This window comes from Pseudocolwellia sp. AS88, from assembly GCF_030551755.1.
GTDB lineage: Bacteria > Pseudomonadota > Gammaproteobacteria > Enterobacterales > Alteromonadaceae > Pseudocolwellia.
Genome location: NZ_JAUPEC010000015.1, coordinates 33,108 through 51,465 on the forward strand (window position 1 = coordinate 33,108; position 18,358 = coordinate 51,465).

The 18,358-nt window shown below is 35.5% G+C and carries 11 protein-coding genes; 9 read left to right on the forward strand and 2 right to left on the reverse strand.

Going from position 1 to position 18,358, the window contains the following annotated elements; all coding sequences use genetic code 11:
• The first annotated feature begins 102 nt into the window (after positions 1-102).
• From Q5N69_RS11685 to Q5N69_RS11710, 6 genes are all read left to right on the forward strand, one after another.
• A complete protein-coding gene (locus tag Q5N69_RS11685) occupies positions 103-873 on the forward strand; it encodes a ThuA domain-containing protein (RefSeq protein WP_304369117.1) in 771 nt (256 codons plus the stop codon).
• Between the two features lie 476 nt (positions 874-1,349).
• Positions 1,350-3,773, forward strand: coding sequence for a putative Ig domain-containing protein (locus tag Q5N69_RS11690; protein ID WP_304369118.1), 2,424 nt, complete (start codon positions 1,350-1,352; stop codon positions 3,771-3,773).
• A 92-nt stretch (positions 3,774-3,865) separates the two neighbouring features.
• Positions 3,866-4,435, forward strand: coding sequence for a PEP-CTERM sorting domain-containing protein (locus tag Q5N69_RS11695; RefSeq protein ID WP_304369119.1), 570 nt, complete (start codon positions 3,866-3,868; stop codon positions 4,433-4,435).
• 139 nt (positions 4,436-4,574) lie between these two features.
• Complete coding sequence (locus tag Q5N69_RS11700) at positions 4,575-6,125, forward strand: arylsulfatase (protein WP_304369120.1); 1,551 nt, start codon at positions 4,575-4,577, stop codon at positions 6,123-6,125.
• A gap of 18 nt (positions 6,126-6,143) precedes the next feature.
• Positions 6,144-7,532 carry a sulfatase gene (locus tag Q5N69_RS11705; RefSeq protein ID WP_304369121.1) on the forward strand — a complete coding sequence of 463 codons (1,389 nt, stop codon included), beginning with the start codon at positions 6,144-6,146 and terminating at the stop codon, positions 7,530-7,532.
• Positions 7,533-7,614: 82 nt separating this feature from the next.
• Complete coding sequence (locus Q5N69_RS11710; protein WP_304369122.1) at positions 7,615-9,984, forward strand: PDZ domain-containing protein; 2,370 nt, start codon at positions 7,615-7,617, stop codon at positions 9,982-9,984.
• A gap of 618 nt (positions 9,985-10,602) precedes the next feature.
• On the opposite strand, the gene Q5N69_RS11715 is transcribed toward Q5N69_RS11710, so the two are convergent.
• Positions 10,603-12,108, reverse strand: coding sequence for an SEL1-like repeat protein (locus Q5N69_RS11715; RefSeq protein WP_304369123.1), 1,506 nt, complete (start codon positions 12,106-12,108; stop codon positions 10,603-10,605).
• A 15-nt stretch (positions 12,109-12,123) separates the two neighbouring features.
• The gene (locus Q5N69_RS11720) at positions 12,124-13,644 is read right to left on the reverse strand and encodes an alpha-L-fucosidase (protein WP_304369125.1); all 1,521 of its coding nucleotides are present in this window, start codon (positions 13,642-13,644) and stop codon (positions 12,124-12,126) included.
• Between the two features lie 403 nt (positions 13,645-14,047).
• Between Q5N69_RS11720 and Q5N69_RS11725 the strand changes: the two genes are divergently transcribed.
• The 3 genes from Q5N69_RS11725 to Q5N69_RS11735 all read left to right on the forward strand — a co-directional run bounded on the left by Q5N69_RS11725 (position 14,048) and on the right by Q5N69_RS11735 (position 18,335).
• Positions 14,048-15,526 carry a sulfatase-like hydrolase/transferase gene (locus tag Q5N69_RS11725; protein WP_304369126.1) on the forward strand — a complete coding sequence of 493 codons (1,479 nt, stop codon included), beginning with the start codon at positions 14,048-14,050 and terminating at the stop codon, positions 15,524-15,526.
• A 67-nt stretch (positions 15,527-15,593) separates the two neighbouring features.
• Positions 15,594-16,412, forward strand: a complete 819-nt coding sequence (locus Q5N69_RS11730; RefSeq protein ID WP_304369128.1) for an SGNH/GDSL hydrolase family protein — start codon at positions 15,594-15,596, stop codon at positions 16,410-16,412.
• An 18-nt stretch (positions 16,413-16,430) separates the two neighbouring features.
• Positions 16,431-18,335 carry an alpha-L-fucosidase gene (locus Q5N69_RS11735; RefSeq protein WP_304369129.1) on the forward strand — a complete coding sequence of 635 codons (1,905 nt, stop codon included), beginning with the start codon at positions 16,431-16,433 and terminating at the stop codon, positions 18,333-18,335.
• Positions 18,336-18,358: the final 23 nt, after the last annotated feature.

Sequence of the window (18,358 nt, forward strand, 5' to 3'; positions counted from 1 at the left end):
AGAGCCTATTGAGCTCTGTTTTTTATTTTATGGTAAGAGTAACGGATATTAATATTAAATAAATTTATAAAGGGTGGTTTGCTTAATGAATGAGAGAAACGAATGAAAAAACTTACTTTAAGGATTTTTAGTACTATTTGTATTCTGTTGGCAAGTTTACAAACAGTTAATGCACAACAATTTAAAGCGTTAGTTTTTACTAAAACTAGTGGTTGGCATCACGAGTCGATTAATGCAGGAGTAACAGCTTTACAAAAAATGGCAAAAGAACATTATTTTGACCTTCAATGGCAAACTAATGCAGATCGTATAACAGACAAACAGTTAAAGAAATTTGATGTTGTTATCTTTCTATCTACCACTGGGGATATTCTTAACCAGGACCAACAAGCTGCATTAGAGAGATTTATACAGTCGGGTAAAGGCTTTGTTGGTATTCACAGTGCATCAGACACTGAATATGAATGGCCATGGTATCAAAAGCTTATAGGGCGAAGTTTTGTTATTCACCCAAAAATACAAACGGCCGTACTTAAGGTTAATAATAGAAAGTTTCCTGGTTTAGCTCGTATGCCAGACCAATTCCTCTGGACTGAAGAATGGTACCAATATAGTGATGCTTATGTAGACAATTTAAGCTACCTATTATCAGTAGATGAAGGCACGTATGATGCAAAAGTAGTAAGAAAAGGAAAAACCTACAATGGAATGGGGAGTTTTCATCCTGTTGCTTGGTATCACAACTATGATGGTGGTCGATCTTTCTATACCGGCTTAGGCCATATGAATGAACATTATAGCAACACCTTGTTTTTAGAGCACTTATATGGCGGTATTTATTGGGCGGCAACGGGCAAAGGGCTAATTAAATAGTAAAATTATTTGAAGAGTTGTTAATTTTTATTAAACATTACTGAGTACAAATTAGCAATATTTGTACTCTCTTCTTTTAACGTCACCTCACAAATATCATTTCCGGATAAGTTCTCACTTATTCATAAAAAAGCTCTATTATTTACAGATAACAGTCTCTCAACTTAGACGTAATTACTTATAATTTAGGTTGTTTTTCAATCAACCAACTTTGTGTTTTCTTATATTTAAAAATCAATTGTGCGTGTGTGTTTTATTATATCTTTAATTGTATTGATTTTTATTTAAGGTTTTGTTTTTTAATTGTTTATTATTTATTTTCTTTTATTTTGTTGTATTTATGTTGATCAGTGTTGAATTACTTGTGATTAGTTGATAATCTATTTTGTAGTTTATTATATACAAAAACACAATAAGAACGACTTAGATTGAAAGTTTAGCCTCAATAATAAGTTGTATAATAAAGGGGAAGATTAATGAAAACAGGTTTTAAAATAACATCAATAGCAGCAGCATGTATGTTAGCAACTAGTGCTATAGCTGTAGACGATATTGTAATAGAAGAAACTGCAGATAATGTTGAATCTCGGGGAGATTGGTTAAGAGGATCGTGGGGGATCAACTGGAAGCCAGTTGAAATGTATAATGGCAGAAGTGAAGGTCTTGAAATTGACAATTTCTTAGAGCAAATTAGCCATCTTAAAACCATTGATTATATTCAGGTTCATTTAGGTGAATCGTCTATCAAATCATCAGTACATATTGCGCCGCATGAATTATTAGAAAGTTTTTGGCAAGGCGATACCGATGCGACTGGTAACCCTATTAACCTAGTAGTTCCTCGTGCGTCAGCCAATGTAGACCCTTTCTTAAAAATGCTCAAAAAAGTTAGAGCTGCAGGGATGAAAACGCAAGTGTATGTAAACAGTTCAAATATGTTACAACGCAGTGAATCTACACCTAATCCGGCTTACATTCCTAATATTACAGAGCGCTGGAAGGCATGGGTTGATACTGATCCACAAGCACAAGCGTTTATTAACAGCCAGCCATACCATACTGGAACTTGGGACACTGAAACACAAACATACGTTGATGCTTCTGAAACTTACCCAAATCGTAAATACATGTTCGCCTATGCTGAATTTGTGCTTAAAGTGTACTCAGAGCGCTACGGTGATTTAATTGATGGTTGGTTATTTGATTCTGGTTCTTTTATGTATAACAACGGTGATAGTGCTACTAACGGTATAATAGAAGATCAAACCCTTTATGGTGCTTTTGCTAAAGCTTCTCAAGCAGGTAATCCAAATGCTCCTGTATCGTTTAATAATAGCCCTGAAAGAGATACTGAAGAGTTAAATCCATTCTCTGAAGCTACACATTACGACGACTATATGTTTGGACATCCATACAACGGTGGTCGAGTTATCGGAAATCATGAAAATGGTTTATATGATCGTAACTACGCGCACATCCAAAAAATAACAGCAACCAATGGTAATGTTCATTCCGGTTCTGTCGCAGCAGGGACAGATGCACACGATTGGGAATTTGACGATAAAGTGATTGGTCATTTTGATCCACCAATGAGCACCTCTAGTTGGAACGGTGGTAATACACCAGCCTTAACAGATGATGAGTTTAAACTTTGGAACTTAGAATCTGCAAAAGGTGGAGGGGCCATTAGTTGGGGCATGGCATTGGTAGGCAAGTCGAGTAATGATAACGAAAGGTTAATTGCTACTGACTGGGCTTTAGCACAATTAAGCGTAATGGATGCTCATTTAGCTGAATTACAAGAACCAGGCGCGCCAAATTGGGCTCGTGCTCATACAGAATTAACTGATGGTTATTATGAAGACGCTTATTCTCATGCTTTAGTAGAAGATAAAGACTTCTGGGATCCTGAAGGTGACGAAGTTACCTTAACTTTATTACCTGAAGGAACTCCTTCTTGGCTACAACTGATTCAAGATGTATCAAACCCAGGCACATGGTTGTTACAAGGTACAACGACTGAAACTACCGAAACATCGTATGAGTTTATTATACAAGCCGCAGATGAATCAGGTACCAGAGAACGTGTGTTTAATTTAACCGTGACAGAATATGTTGAGCCTATCATTCCTGTAGAACCTGAAGGGCCAGCAGAGCCGATATTAGCATCAATTTTTGCAACACCAGAAACTGATTACGGTATTAATACGGTTGCCACTCTAATATCTGATGTACAAACAGCTGGCAGTACAACTTTTCAAATTGCCGTTGATGTTACACCTACTGCAGGATCTAGTATTCAAAGTGGTGACTCAAGTGGTAGTTCAACCGCTACAAGCTGGGGAGTTGGTGCAGATAAACTATTCAAAGGTAGCGATGCTGAATCTATCGAGTCAATTAGTAATCTTCGTATTATTAACTTTAATGGGAATGGCAGTTGTTCAGATATTAGCAACATAACCGACTTATCCTTTAACTATGTTGAAATTGTAAATGGCCAGTCTACTCATGATCGTACTTTAGTAACCTCTAATGGTGTTGTTAATGATGAAGATGGTGCAAAAATGACGGATAACCCAACTCAATATAGCGTTACCTATGGTAGTGAGGGAGCCATAACAGATCTTGTATTAGCGGTTGGAACAGCTAATGACCAAACTAAAAATAAATGGTCGGTTAATAACATTACTGTGTCCTATTTCGTAGATGAGTCAGAAGTTGTTGTAGGTGATTTTGATTGTGATGGTGTATTAGATCGAACTGATATAGCCGTATTTAGATCCGCAATGGGTAGCGAAGTGGGTGACGATACTTATGTTGCTGGTGCAGATTTAGATAACGATGGTGTCATTACTCGTTCTGATTACAATCAATGGTTTAGTTTATATAGAAACCAATAATAGACTGGCTTATTGAGTTGCTCATTATTCAATAAGCCTTAAAAAATAATTTTAATAAAATATTCATACAGAATAATACAAAGGTAATCATTATGAAAAATTCTAATAATAAAAGTTGGTTTTCTCTATTTGCAGGGCTTGTATTTGTATTGCAATCAGGTTTTGCTTCAGCGGCGTTAATGGCAGATTATGAACTTGAGTTTAGTACAGTTGATGGTGTTGCTGTGGGCGAGTCTTTCGATGTAGATGTGTTTTTAGATATAACTGACGGAACTGAACTTACTACATTTGGTTTTGATTTCGAAAACACGTTTACTCATTTAAGTTTTGAAGGTTTTACTGTTCCAATGTGGTTAATTGCAGATAATTTTAATGAAGTTGGCGGTTTAGCTGACCCATTTGAGTTTTTACCTGCTGGAGACAATGTACAAATAGCTACACTTCATTTTACTGCATTGTCTGAAGGTGCTGAAAATATTTCAGCATACGGGGAATTTGCAGCAAATGGCGGTGGTGCATTTATTTATGATTTCATCAATGATGATTTTGTAGATGGCAGCATTGGCGGTTCATTTAATGTAACTGTTCCTGAACCATCTTCACTTGTATTGATGATGTTAGGCGCTTTCGGTATAGCTGTAGCAAGAAGAATAAAACAGTAATTTAATTAATTAAGTGTTAAAAAAAATAGCACCCATTTTATTTAACAATAAATAAAATGGGTGCTTTTTACATAATGTGTTTCTAATTAGCTCTTGTTTTTAAACAGCTAAAGTAAAAAAGTATAGGAAAATTTTTATTATGTACAACTCAGCAAAAAATAGTGTTAATCAGTGTTTCTCGTTCACCAATGTATTGTTTTTCGCTTTAGTTGTATTTTGTTGTTTTTCTAAAGCTCAAGCAAACGATACTTCTCTTTCTAATAGTCGTCCAAATATCATTTTTGTATTGACAGATGATCAAGGAATGGGGGATTTATCAGGAACAGGAAACCCTATAGTAAAAACACCAAACATAGATGCATTTGCTAAGAATTCAGTTCGTTTTAATGATTTTCAAGTAAGTCCAACATGTGCTCCGTCGCGTGCTGCTATTATGAGTGGTCGTCATCCTTTAGAGGTTGGAGTAAGTCATACCATTTTACAGCGTGAACGTATGGCGCTAGATGTGATTACCTTTCCACAAACTTTACAGCAAGCAGGTTATAAAACCGGATTGTTCGGTAAATGGCATTTAGGTGACGAAGAAGAATATCTCCCACAAAATAGAGGCTTTGACGAAGTACTTATGTTCGGTGCTGGTGGTATTGGTCAGTATTCATTAGGAGATTTCAAAGCTAATACAAAAAATCCTTATTTCGATAACGTACTTTTATATAACGACACTATTGTACAAACTGAGGGTTTTTCTACCGACCTGTTTTTTGATGCTAGTTTAGCTTGGATCAAACAACAGATTGATGCTGAGCAACCTTATTTTGCTTATGTATCTTTAAATGCTCCACATGGACCAATGTATGCACCAGATAGCTATAAACGTAGATTTCTAGAACAAGGTTTAGACAAATCATCAGCCGCTCGCTACGGCATGGTTGAAAATATAGATGATAACCTTGGTGATATGATGCAAACCCTTAAAAAGTGGGGGGCACTCAAAAATACTTTAATTATATTCATGACAGATAACGGCATGAGCATGGCGCCTATTAAAAAAGGAAGTCAAAAAATAATGCCATATAATGCGGGTATGAAAGGGCGTAAAAACACCCCTTGGGAAGGTGGAACTCATGTACCATCATATTGGTATTGGGAAGGGATTTTACAAGAAAATATTGATGTTGAATCACTGGCTGCTCATATCGATCTTTATAAAACATTCAGCGATTTAGCTGGCGCAAAAATACCTAAAAGTAAATTACCGCCAACGGGTCGATCATTAGTGCCGTTACTAGAAAATAAAAAAGCTACTTGGCCAGATCGTAAGTTATTTGTTCATAAGGGCAGATGGGACGACAATCGCAAAAACAAAATGACCCGTGAAGAAAATAAATTTAACAATGGAGCTGTTCGCACTGAGCAATGGCGACTTGTATACACCTTAAATAAAGGTGAAGTTGAATATTTCTTATCAGATATAAATAAAGACCCTGCAGAAACTATAAACCTTGCTAAACAGTATCCAGAAGTTATTAAAGAATTAACGGCTGCTTATAACAACTGGTGGGATTCAACCAAGCAATACTTGGTTAATGAACAATTACCTGAAATAACAGCAGAAAACCAACCATTTACACTTAAATATAACAAGCAATTAAAAGAAAAGGGCATTCCAAACTGGAAGCCTAACCTTTAAATTTTAAGCAAAACTAAAATGAAAAACAAATTAATTGTAACTAGCTTAATTTTATTATTAGTACCTTTTTTTAGCGTGGCTCAAGAAGGTACTAAAACAGACAAACCTAATATTATCGTTATTGTTGCTGATGACATGGGGTGGGGAGACTCTTCAACTTATGGCAATAAAGTTATTAAAACGCCCAACTTAGATAAACTTGCTAAGCAAGGTGTTAAATTTACCCAAGGTTATTCAGCTGCGGGCGTTTGTTCACCTTCGCGTTCAGCTATTTTAACAGGGAGAACTCCATATAGAAACGGCGTTTGGCGTCATCTTTCTGGTGCTGATCCTGCTCCAGCACATTTACGGAAAAGTGAAATTACTTACCCAAAACTGTTTCAAGAAGCAGGTTATGAAACAGGTCATTTTGGTAAATGGCATTTATTGTCACGCTATCAATTTAAAAATGAAAAATTTCCGCACCCTGATGATCATGGTTACGACTATTGGTTTGCCACACAAAATAATGCATTTCCTAACCATAGAAACCCAATTAATTTTGTCCGTAATGGCAAACCTGTTGGCAAATTAGAAGGTTATTCAGCGCCTTTAGTAGCAGATGAAGCGATTAGTTGGCTAAATACAAAGCGAGATCCTACTAAACCATTCTTAATGTCTGTTTGGTTTCATGAACCGCATGCACCTATTAAAACCGATATAAAGTTTTCTGAACTTTATCCAAATGAAACTGCAAAAAATAAAGCATATTTCGGCAACGTTACTCAAATGGATTTTGCACTTGGTGAAATAATGAAAACCCTTGATTCTCAAGGCGTAGCTGATAACACCTTAGTTGTTTTTACGTCTGATAATGGTCCTGTTGAACGATTTGGTGGCAATACCGGTGGTTTAAGAGGAAATAAAAGAGACGATTTTGAAGGAGGTATTCGTGTTCCTTTTGTAATGCGTTGGCCGGGTTATATTATAGCTAACACTCAAAGTAATATTCCCGTTATAGGTACAGATATATTTACAACGCTTTTAAGTATAGGGCATTTAGACGTTCCACAAGATCGCACTATCGATGGCGTTAACCTATTACCAGCAATCCAAGGTAAAGAACTTACTCGAACAATCCCGCTGTTTTGGCGGACACATGTTTCTCCTGCTGAAAGTCGAGTAGCAGTACGTGATGGAGATTGGAAGATTGTCGCAGACGAAACGCTAACTAAGTTTATGTTATTTAATGTAGAAACAGATGCTAATGAAGCACATGATCTAGCTGCTACTATGCCCAAAAAATTAAAATTCATGAAAAGCTTATTAATTAAAACTTGGAAAAATATTTCAGCCGAAGGGCCTCATCATTGGTGGGAAGACAAAGTCAAAGGCGAGCTAGGTAAAGACAGTAAATATATCTACTAATTGTTTATTGCTCGAAAAGTTAAAAAATAAATTACCTAAATAAAACGAATAAAAACAAAAAATAAATATTAAGAGAGTACTAATGTTAAAAATTTCAAAGTTATTACTTATATCTGTTTTGGCAGTGGTTAGTATAAACATAGTGTCGTGTTCTGGTATTACTGAATTAAACGCCAATACTGAAAAAGTACTTTATGTTAAAAGCACTGAAAGCGATGACTTGTTCAATATCATTGCTCAGGCTCAGCAACTTGTAGATAAAGGTGATAACGTTGAAGTTAGACTATCACCGGGTACTTATTATTTAGAAAACACGTTAAAGCTTACTAATTTAAGCTCAAATAAGCTGTCGATTGTGGGGTCAGAGTTAGGCCAAACAATGATTAGCGGCGCCACTAAGTTTGCACTTAACTGGGAAAAGCATAACGAACATATTTATAAAGCTAAGTTAAATGTTAGTAATGTTGATCAACTCTTTATAGCTGGCGAGCAACAAGTAAGAGCAAGATACCCAAATTATCAAACGGGCAATAAAGTATTTAACGGTTATGCTGCCGACGCGATATCACCAGAGCGAACAAAACATTGGAACAACCCTGTAGGTGCATATGTACACGCTTTACATAAAGGTAAATGGGGCGGAATGCACTACCAAATTATTGGTAAGTTACCTGATGGGAATTGGGAGTTAGAGGGTGGTTTTCAAAACAATAGACCATCTCCATTACATGCTAAATATCGTTTTGTAGAAAACGTATTTGAGGAACTAGACGATCCTAAAGAATGGTTTTTCGAACCTAAAACACAAACTCTGTATTTGTACCCTGATAAATTAACTATTAACCAAATCAAAACTATTGAAGTTCCTCAGTTAGATCACCTAATCGATATTATTGGTACTGAACAAAAGCCAGTACAAAACATAGAAATACAAAACATAACCTTTAGCCATACCAAGCAAACCTTTATGCAAACTCGCGAACCTTTATTAAGAAGCGACTGGACTATATACAGAGGCGGGGCAATAACAATTGAACACGCTCAAGGTGTTTTAGTTAAAGGTAATACCTTAGTTAACTTAGGTGGCAATGCCGTTTCAGTTAATCGTTTTGCTAAAAACATTGAAATAGACAGCAATCACATATCACAAATAGGCGCAGGGGCCGTTAATTTTGTTGGCGACCCTTCAGCCGTAAGATCCCCAAGCTTTAACTACAACGACTTTATAACATTAGACGAAATGGATTTTGGTGACGGGCCTAAAAACAACTTATATCCAGTAAATTCAACTGTTCATAATAACCTTATTCACGATATAGGACGTGTTGAAAAACAAGTCGCTGGCGTACAAATATCAATGTCCAAATCTATTACCGTTAGCCATAACTCAATTTACAGAGTACCGCGCGCAGGTATTAATGTTAGCGAAGGAACGTGGGGCGGTCATTTAATAGAATTTAACGACGTGTTTCATACCGTATTAGAAACAGGCGATCATGGCGCATTTAACTCTTGGGGACGAGACAGATTTTGGCATCCTAAGCGCGCTAAAATGGAACAAATATATAAATTACATCCAATGCTTCATAAAAAAGATGCTATTGCTACGGTAACTATTCGAAATAACCGATTTCAAAGTGACTACGGTTGGGACATAGATCTTGACGATGGTTCATCAAATTACGACATATACAATAATGTAATGTTAGCAGGTGGATTAAAGCTACGAGAAGGTTATAGACGCTACGCCTACAATAACATAATGATCAATAACTCGTTTCACCCACACGTATGGTTTGAAAACAGTGAAGACGTAGTTAAACACAATATTGTGCTAGTAAGCTATCAACCTGTTTCGAGTTATCATTGGGGCAGCGAAATAGACTATAACTTCTTTACCACTCAAGGTGCTTTAGAAAAAGCACACACATTGGGTTTAGACGAACACTCAACTTATGGAGAGCCTATGTTCATAAATCCCAAAGTGGGTGACTATCGAGTTTCAGAAAACTCTAAAGCATTAATGGTAGGCTTTATAAACTTCCCTATGGACAACTTTGGCGTAGTAAGCCCATCGTTAAAACGATTAGCTGAAACACCTGAATTTCCGGATCTGTTTTTAGAAAACTCAGCCAGTAATACATCAAAGGTATATAACTTTTTAGGTGCAAAAGTAAAATCGGTAGAAACTCTAGGAGAGCAATCTGCTTTAGGTATACCAGAAATATCAGGTGTTATGGTGCTGTCTGTAACAAAAGGAAGCGTAATGGACAGAGAAGGGATAAAAGCTAACGATGTTATATTTACTATTTACGGAAAAGAACAAATAGCTACTGCACAAGATTTATTAAAAGCTTACCAAACGGGAAAATGGCGTAAAAAAATGAAACTCACCATTTCAAGAAATCAATCAATGAAAACATTAACCATTAATACCCATAATGAAAATTAACTAATAATTTATTACTTAACCTAAGCATCAATAACGCTAAAGAATAGTCGTTATTTAAAATCAAAAGCCATGTGATTTCATTGAATAACTCAATGGTAATTACATGGATTTATTATTTTTATAAATAACCAAAACTTTTAATATTTATTAAAGTGATAGAAAAATACGCAGTTAGTTAACCCTATGGAAAATCATCTAGTAGACATGATGGGCTGGTTTTCTAATAAACAATAGCTTACAGATTGGGCAGGGCCAAATTTCAGACATCCATTCACTTTATTGTCTTTTATTAATGACCTGAAACTTAATACTTTAAGTTCATATATCCACTTATCAACAGTTTCTGAACTTTTAGTATTTGACTCATTTTACGAAAGTCTAGGGAGGAGGAATTTAGGACAATTGATCGTAAATCCTAAGTTCCGTGGTAGTGGGATAGCATCAAAATTTATATCTTCTTTATGTTAACTCGGTTTAAAATACCTATAAATCATTAATTTAATAACAATTATTAAGATAAAATTGTTAACTGTTTGATCGGTGTTGTCGCAGGTGAACGTTTTCATTAAATATATTATAAATTAAAGCAGAGGTAAGATTCTCTCTGCTTTAATTGCTTTAATCTTTTATATAAACGTTACCTGTTGTCCAGCGGTCAAGTTGTTCTTCCCACAAAGATACATCCCAATTGAGTTTTTTACCTCTAGCTATTGCTAACCTTAAATGGTTAACGACTTTCTTGAAGTCTCTGTATTCGCCTTTAAGGTGTGATATAGCAACTAAATAGTTATATTCTGGGTTATCACTTTGAATTGACTCAATACTTTTTAAGTAATTAACTGCTGCCTCTTGATCATGTAAGCTTTTATCTTTGGCTAATAATCTTAACTCTGCTGCTTTTAATGTTGCTGTAGGGTGGTTTTGCTGTGCTGCAGATTCATACCAAAAAAGTGATTTCCTTTCGTCATTTACGACCCAAGGGCTATCTTGCAAAATTTTAGCTAAACGGTATTCAGCTTTTGATAATCCAAATTGACTTGCTAGAGATAACCATTTTATTGCTTCTTTAAGGTTTAATTGTTCTCGGTATAAATAAAGACCATATTCATATTGCGCATTAACATGTCCTTCTTCGGCTAGTGTTTTTAACATTTTTATGGCCATACCTTTTTTTTGAGGTGCCCAAGTAAAATATAGTAAGGCCATAGTGTGTTTATATCTGTCGTTGGCAGATTTACTTTGAGCTAACTTTTTAGTTATACGTTTTATCGAATTATATAAGTCTTTATGCTTGTTTCGCATTGTTGCTCTGCTGTATTTGGCAACACCTAAATAACCTCGTTTCATAAAACCAGTGGGTTTATTGTTAAATATAGGAGGTTTTATGTTATTCATTGATAAGTTATATATCGCTGTGTCTATATTCGCTTGCCGACCTATGCTGTGTAACTCTGTGACATTACGTATAGAACCGTCAGCGGCTATATCATAATCAACTACCGAAAAATAAGGTAAATTTCTTGGGTTTTTAACTGTTGGTAGATCATCTGCTGTAATTTCTGTATTGTTTTCATCTAATAGAGCTAATAACACATCATCATCTAATTGACTGCCGTCAAAATCATTAAAACTTTCGACTATTGATTGTTCTTCTTCGTAGCTAATAAATTTTATTTTATTATGAAGTTCTGGGGTGATAATTTCGGGTAGGTATTTTTGGGTAATTATTTTTTTACCATGTTTTGCTTTAAAATTATCAACGAGTTTTTGAACTTCAGGCCTTTGCTCTGGATCTATACTTTCCATTAATTGAGCAACTATATTTTCTGAATCGTTGTATTGATATTCAGCCGCTAAAGAGAACCAAATTAAAGAGCTAAGAAAGTCAGGCTTTATACCTTGGCCTTTGTAATAAATAGTACCTAATTGATAGTATGCATGAGGGCTACCGACTTTTGTTGCTTCTAAATAAGCGATACGGGCTTGTTCAAAGTTTAGCTGACTATATAAGTTGTTAGCGTTAAATACATTTGAAGCTATAGCAACTTGCATCAATAAAGTTGATACGGCAGTAGCCATAATACTATACTTAACAATTTGTTTTAATTGGGTAATAAACTTCATTGTAATCCTTTACTTTTATTTTAATATTATCTTAAAACCGTTAATTATTTCTGTTGGTAAGTGTTTTGGAAGCTGAATGTTTAATCCTGTTTTTGTGCGAGTCCATGTTATTTTTTCATCACTACCTAATAAAGAAATATCACTAATATCAGCATTTAGTTCTCCGCCAAGTGCTAGGGTTTTAATTACTATGTTTTTGTCGGGTTTAGCTAAGAGAAAAGCATATAAATTACCATCTTTAGTGGTAAAACGAATATCCTCTTGAGAGTATTCTTTATTATTCTCTCCTTGACGGCCTGTTTTAATTTGTAATGGACCTTCACCAAATATCTTCCAAGGTCTGCTGCCATATATCCCTTCAGCGTTAGTATTAAACACTTCACCAAATGCATTTAAATAAGCAAGCTGCTTTTCGGGTATTGTGCCTTCACCACGTAAGGCTATATTTAGCATTACTACACCATTTTTACTGATAGCATCGATAGAATTACCTACCATGATAGGAATACTCATTTTATTAACTGCTGTTGCGCGATAAAACCATCCACCAGATAGATCTGTAGCCCAAAGCCAAGGCTCTGGCTGTATTATGCCCGAACCTCCTCGTTCTAGGTTGTAGGTAAACGCACTTCTGTCAGCTTCTTTATCTTTGAATGAAAGTACAACAGATTGTTTGCCGTTATTTTCTTCAAGATCACGATTTATATAGTCAGCAAATAATTTAACACCTAAACCTTTTCCTTCACCTATTTTGGGATACGGAGAGTCTATATTAAACATGTCTGGATCATATTTACTGATGATATCCCAACTTCTTTCAAACCAGTGCTGGTTCCAACTGTCTTGCTTGGCATAGTCTTTTGGATCGTAATCCATATTGAATAAAGACCACTCTGGAGTATCCGCCTTTTGAAATTTTCGAGCATGGTTGAAAAACCGAGGTGACCAATAAAGATGTGTTGAAACACCAAATTTTAAACCTTGTTCATCGGCTGCTTCTTTCCACTCTTTTAATGTATCGCGCTTAGGACCCATTTTTACTGAATTCCAAGGATGCATAGAGTTATACATATCGAAATTATCGTGATGTGTAGCCACAGGCATGATAAATCGAGCACCTACACCTTTTACATATTTTACTAAGGCATGGGGATCCCACTTTTCAGCTTTAAATAAAGGGATCATATCTTCATAACCAAATTCTGATGCCGGTCCATACCGTTTAGCGTGCCACTTAGCAAATATTTCCCATGTATCTTCTTTACCGTCTTTCGTTTTTTTACCTTTTATAGGTGTGTACATACGAAATCCATACCATGAACCGTCGTTCGGGCGGTTTTCATCTGCTGCAGACGGTATTCCCCAATGAAACCAAACCCCCATTTTCCCATCGAGTAACCACTCGGGTACGTGATAATTTTTTGATAAAGATTCCCACGTTGGTTCAACATGAATTGGCGGTGCTGAGTTATCTTGCCCGTATAGTGTTGAACTAGTAAGCGCTAATACACTTATTAATATTGTTTTTGTTAGCATATTAAATTCTTTCATTTCGGTTGTTTAATTAAAGAGTTTTTTATAATATATCTATCTGTGTTTTTATATGCAAACAAACTTTGTTTGTTATTTTAAATATATTCAGTACAATAAATTTAATTCCATTTTTTTATTAACAGTTATCTCAGTTTAAATGTGTTTATAAAGTAAATTCTTTAATTTAATATTATGTTCTATCATTTTTCTATGTTAATAAGAGCTTGATTAATTAAATATAAAGTTTAGTAAAATTAATTTAAGAAAAATAACTAGGTGTTTATTGCATGTAAAAATACATTTTGTTGGGTTTGTCATATGAAAGTAGTTCTCTATTTAAAAATGAACAGTTTTTTGGATTATCCAATGATAGATGATTTATTTACATACATTGAAGGAAATAAGAATGAACTTGATTAGAAAAAAAATAATTGCAACATTGTCGCTCGCGGCTTTGTCATTAACTTGTTCAAATTCGTTTGCTAATGACCGCTTTACAGAGCATTCAACGTCAACAAAAGTATCTAAGATCGCAAAAGTAGCTCCTAGTAAGCCAAATATTATTTTTATTTTCGCAGATGATTTTGGTTGGGGAGATATTAGTAAACATGGTCACCCTGATATACGTACTCCTAATATTGATAGATTAGCTAACGAGGGTTCAGAATTTTATCAATTTTCTGTTTCTAATCCTGTTTGTTCACCAAGTCGAGCTGCTGCTATGACAGGGTTGTATCCTTCAAGAACAAGTATTCATCGTCATCTATCTGGTTTTGAACATCATGAAAATTTTTCAATGGCTGATTGGTTAGATACTGAAGAAGTAAATATGCCAAAAGTAATGAAATCTGCAGGTTATAAAACTGCACATTTTGGTAAATGGCATATGGGCAATAATGGCGGTGCCCCAGAGCCTGTAGAGTACGGTTATGATGAAGCTAAAGTCTTTAATGGTAATGGGCCACAAACCACATTTGCAGATCTTTATGACGATGCCGTTGATTTTATGCAACGAAATAAAGATGAACCATTCTTTATTAATTTATGGATACACGAAACTCATACGCCTCATGATCCAAGTAAAAAATCTTTAGAAAAATATAAGCATTTAAATGAACAAGATCGTGTATACGCTGCTGTTGTTGATGGTGCGGATGTACGTATTGGTAAAGTATTAAAAGCGCTAGATGATTTGAACCTTACTGATAATACGTTAGTTGTTTTTTCTAGCGATAATGGCCCTGAACATACAGGCACTGAAAAAGACAAAAGACATGGTGATGGTAAGTTAAACATTATGCAAGGCCCGTATCCTTTCGGAAAATACTACAGCACGGGCTCTTCAGCTGGATTACGTGGAGGTAAACGTGACACTTATGAAGGTGGTTTACGTGTACCATTTATAGTGAGATGGCCTGCTGCAGTACCTGTAGGACGTGTAGATACACAATCAATTGTAACGGCTGTTGATTTATTACCTACCTTTGCAGAAGCTGCTGGCGCAACATTGCCTGAAGGTTATAAATCGGATGGTCAAAGTGTATTGTCTTTACTTAAAGGCGGAACAAGTAAGCGTGAAAAGCCGATGTTTTGGGAGTGGCGTTATGGTAAAAGCGATGGTAAAGAGCCAATGTTAGCTGTGCGTGAAGGACCGTGGAAGCTTTTTGTTCATCAACATAATAATAGTGTTGAATTATACAATGTAATGCTAGACAGGAATGAAACTAGAGATGTTTCAGAACTACATCCTGAAATGGTTAAATCAATGAAAGCTTTAGCACTTGATTGGAAAAAAACACTACCTGTTGAGCCACGCCCTAATGCGGTATCTGAAAGTCGTTTAAAAAAATCAGTAAAGATGAAAAATAAGCACACTAAAGCATAAGGTTTTAGTTACTCGCATTGTAAATAATTTTGTAATGCGAGATTTTTTAATATTTAAGAAGAATAATATGAAGAATTTATTAAGCTCATTGTTTAGTTTTAAAAAAGTTACACAGAAAGTGATATTTGTTATGTCTGCTAGTATTTTATTTACTAGTTTTTTTACGCAGGCAACTGAGTTAAACACAGCACAAGCCGCTTGGGAAAATTTAGTAGGAGAAAGATTCGTTAGTAGACCTGAATTTGCTTATGTTAAAAATAATCCATCATTACCTAATGTATTGCTATATGGAGATTCTATCTCTATCCACTATACAGAACAGGTGCGTGAAAATTTAGATAATAAAGCAAATGTATATCGTTTATACCGTAATGGCTCTGATTCAGGAGGGGTTATTACAAAGATGAATAAAATGCTTTCGGTTATGCAAAACCCAGAATTAAAAGATCATTGGTCGTTTAGCTGGGATGTAATTCACTTTAACGTTGGGCTTCATGATCTTAAATATGTAGCAAACGGTAAACTTGATAAAGTTAATGGCAAGCTAGTTAGTACAATTACAGAGTATAAAAATAACCTTAGAAATATTGTTATTTATCTTAAAAAACTAGCGCCAAAAGCTCAATTGATTTTTGCAACAACAACACCCGTTCCAGAAGGTGAATTAGGTCGATTTGCCGGCGATGAAGAAAAATATAACACAGCTGCACTTGACGTTTTAAAAGATTTTCCGGAAGTAGAAATTAATGACTTATATCAATTAACTAAGCCTAATCACAATAAATGGTGGTTAAAACCGGGTGATGTTCATTACAACCCACAAGGTACTAAAGCACATGCGAATAAAGTGGCTAAAGTAATCTTGTCACAAAACATATTCAATTAAATCGTTTAGGAATGACTTATGAAACATAATAAAAAGAAAATAGCGACTCAGTTATCAAGTTTATTATTGGTAACTAGTACTTTATGTATGCCAGCATATGCACAAGAAGAGGCAACTAAAAGTAAGCAACTTTCAATGGATGAGCTTTGGGGAGAAAGCGGATTAGATAAGGCAAAACATGCAAACGCTGAACGGGGAGCATGGTTTTCTCAAGATAAATACTCAATGTTTATACATTGGGGATTGTTTTCTATACCTGCTGGCGAATGGAAAGGTAAAACCTATTACGGCATATCCGAATGGTTAATGTCTAATAGAGTTGCCGACATTTCTGTAGATGAGTACAAAGAGTTAACAAAGCAGTTTAACCCTACCGAATTTGACGCTAAAGCTGTGGTACAACTTGCAGTTGATGCAGGCATGAAAAACATTGTTATAACTGCAAAGCATCATGAAGGTTTTGCTATGTATAACTCTAAAAGTAGTAAATACGATATTGAAGATGCAACACCATTTAAGCGAGATCCATTAAAAGAATTAGCAGAAGCTGCTAAAGACGCGGGTATCGGTTTAGGCTTTTATTATTCACAAATGCAAGATTGGTATGAGCAAGGTGGTGCGGGTATCTCTTGGAATGACGAAAATCAAAAGGGTGACTTTACCACTTACTTTAACGACAAAGTTGTACCACAAGTTACTGAATTATTGACAGAATATGGTGATATTAAAACCGTATGGTTTGATACTCCAGGTGGTATGACAAAAGACCAATCAATGCAATTAGTTAATTTAGTGAGAGATTTACAACCTGCAGCCATGATTAATAGCCGTATTGGTAATGGTGTTGGTGACTTTTCAACCCTTGGTGACCACAGTCTTTCTCAAGTTAACCATCCTGGTTTATGGGAAACTATTGACACAACTAACAATAGTTGGGGACACGCTTGGTATGATAATAACTGGAAATCAGGTACTGAAATTATCCATCGTTTAACCTCTACTGTAGCTCGTGGTGGAAATTACATGATCAATATTGGCCCAACAGGTACAGGTGCTGTGCCAGATATGGCGGCTAAAGGTTTACGTAGAGCAGGTGTGTGGCTTAAATCTTATGGTGACACTATTTACGGAGCTAGTGCTTCTCCATGGGGACGAGCACAAGCTTGGGGTGATATCACAGTAAAAGAAAATATGGTTTATTTACATATTTTTGATTGGCCCGAAAATGGTGAAATTAATCTGTCAGGGCTAAATAACAATATTGTATCTGCTCGTTTGTTAAATAGTGATAAACCTGGATTTATCGACAATTTATTAAATGGTGATCAAGGTGAAGTAACTTTCGACAAAGAAAATAATGGTTGGAGCCGTTTTACTTTACCAGAGCACAAACCTAATGTTCTAGTACCCGTTATTGCTGTTGAACTAGATGGTACTCCAGAAGTCACTAAAGTATCGGGTGTTGACCCAAGTATTAGAACAACCTTAAATTCTGCGTTTGCAACGTGTAATGGTTGTAAAAATACCGAAATTCGTTGGATGCAAAAATTCGGTGACTGGAACTACGCAAACAATTTATTAAATTGGGAAGATGGCGGCGAAGGTGTTTGGGATGTAGATGTAGCAATAGCAGGAGACTACTTTTTTGAAGTTGAATATTCTGCGGATGATGTGGTTGATTTTAGTGAGTGGAAGTTTATTTTCGGTGATAAAACTATGATGTTACAAGCTTTAGACACAGGTGAACGCAAAAACTCTAAGCGTCAACCAAAAGGCCGCACTTTATTCCGTTACCGCACAGACGAAGTGGGTGTTGTTAACCTCAAAGCCGGTAAACAAAGCATAAAAGTTATACCTAAAGGTGAAGTTGTTGGTGGTGGTATAAATTTAAAAGCTATTCACTTAACCCCAATTGTTGAATAACAATTTAAATATAAGGAATACAT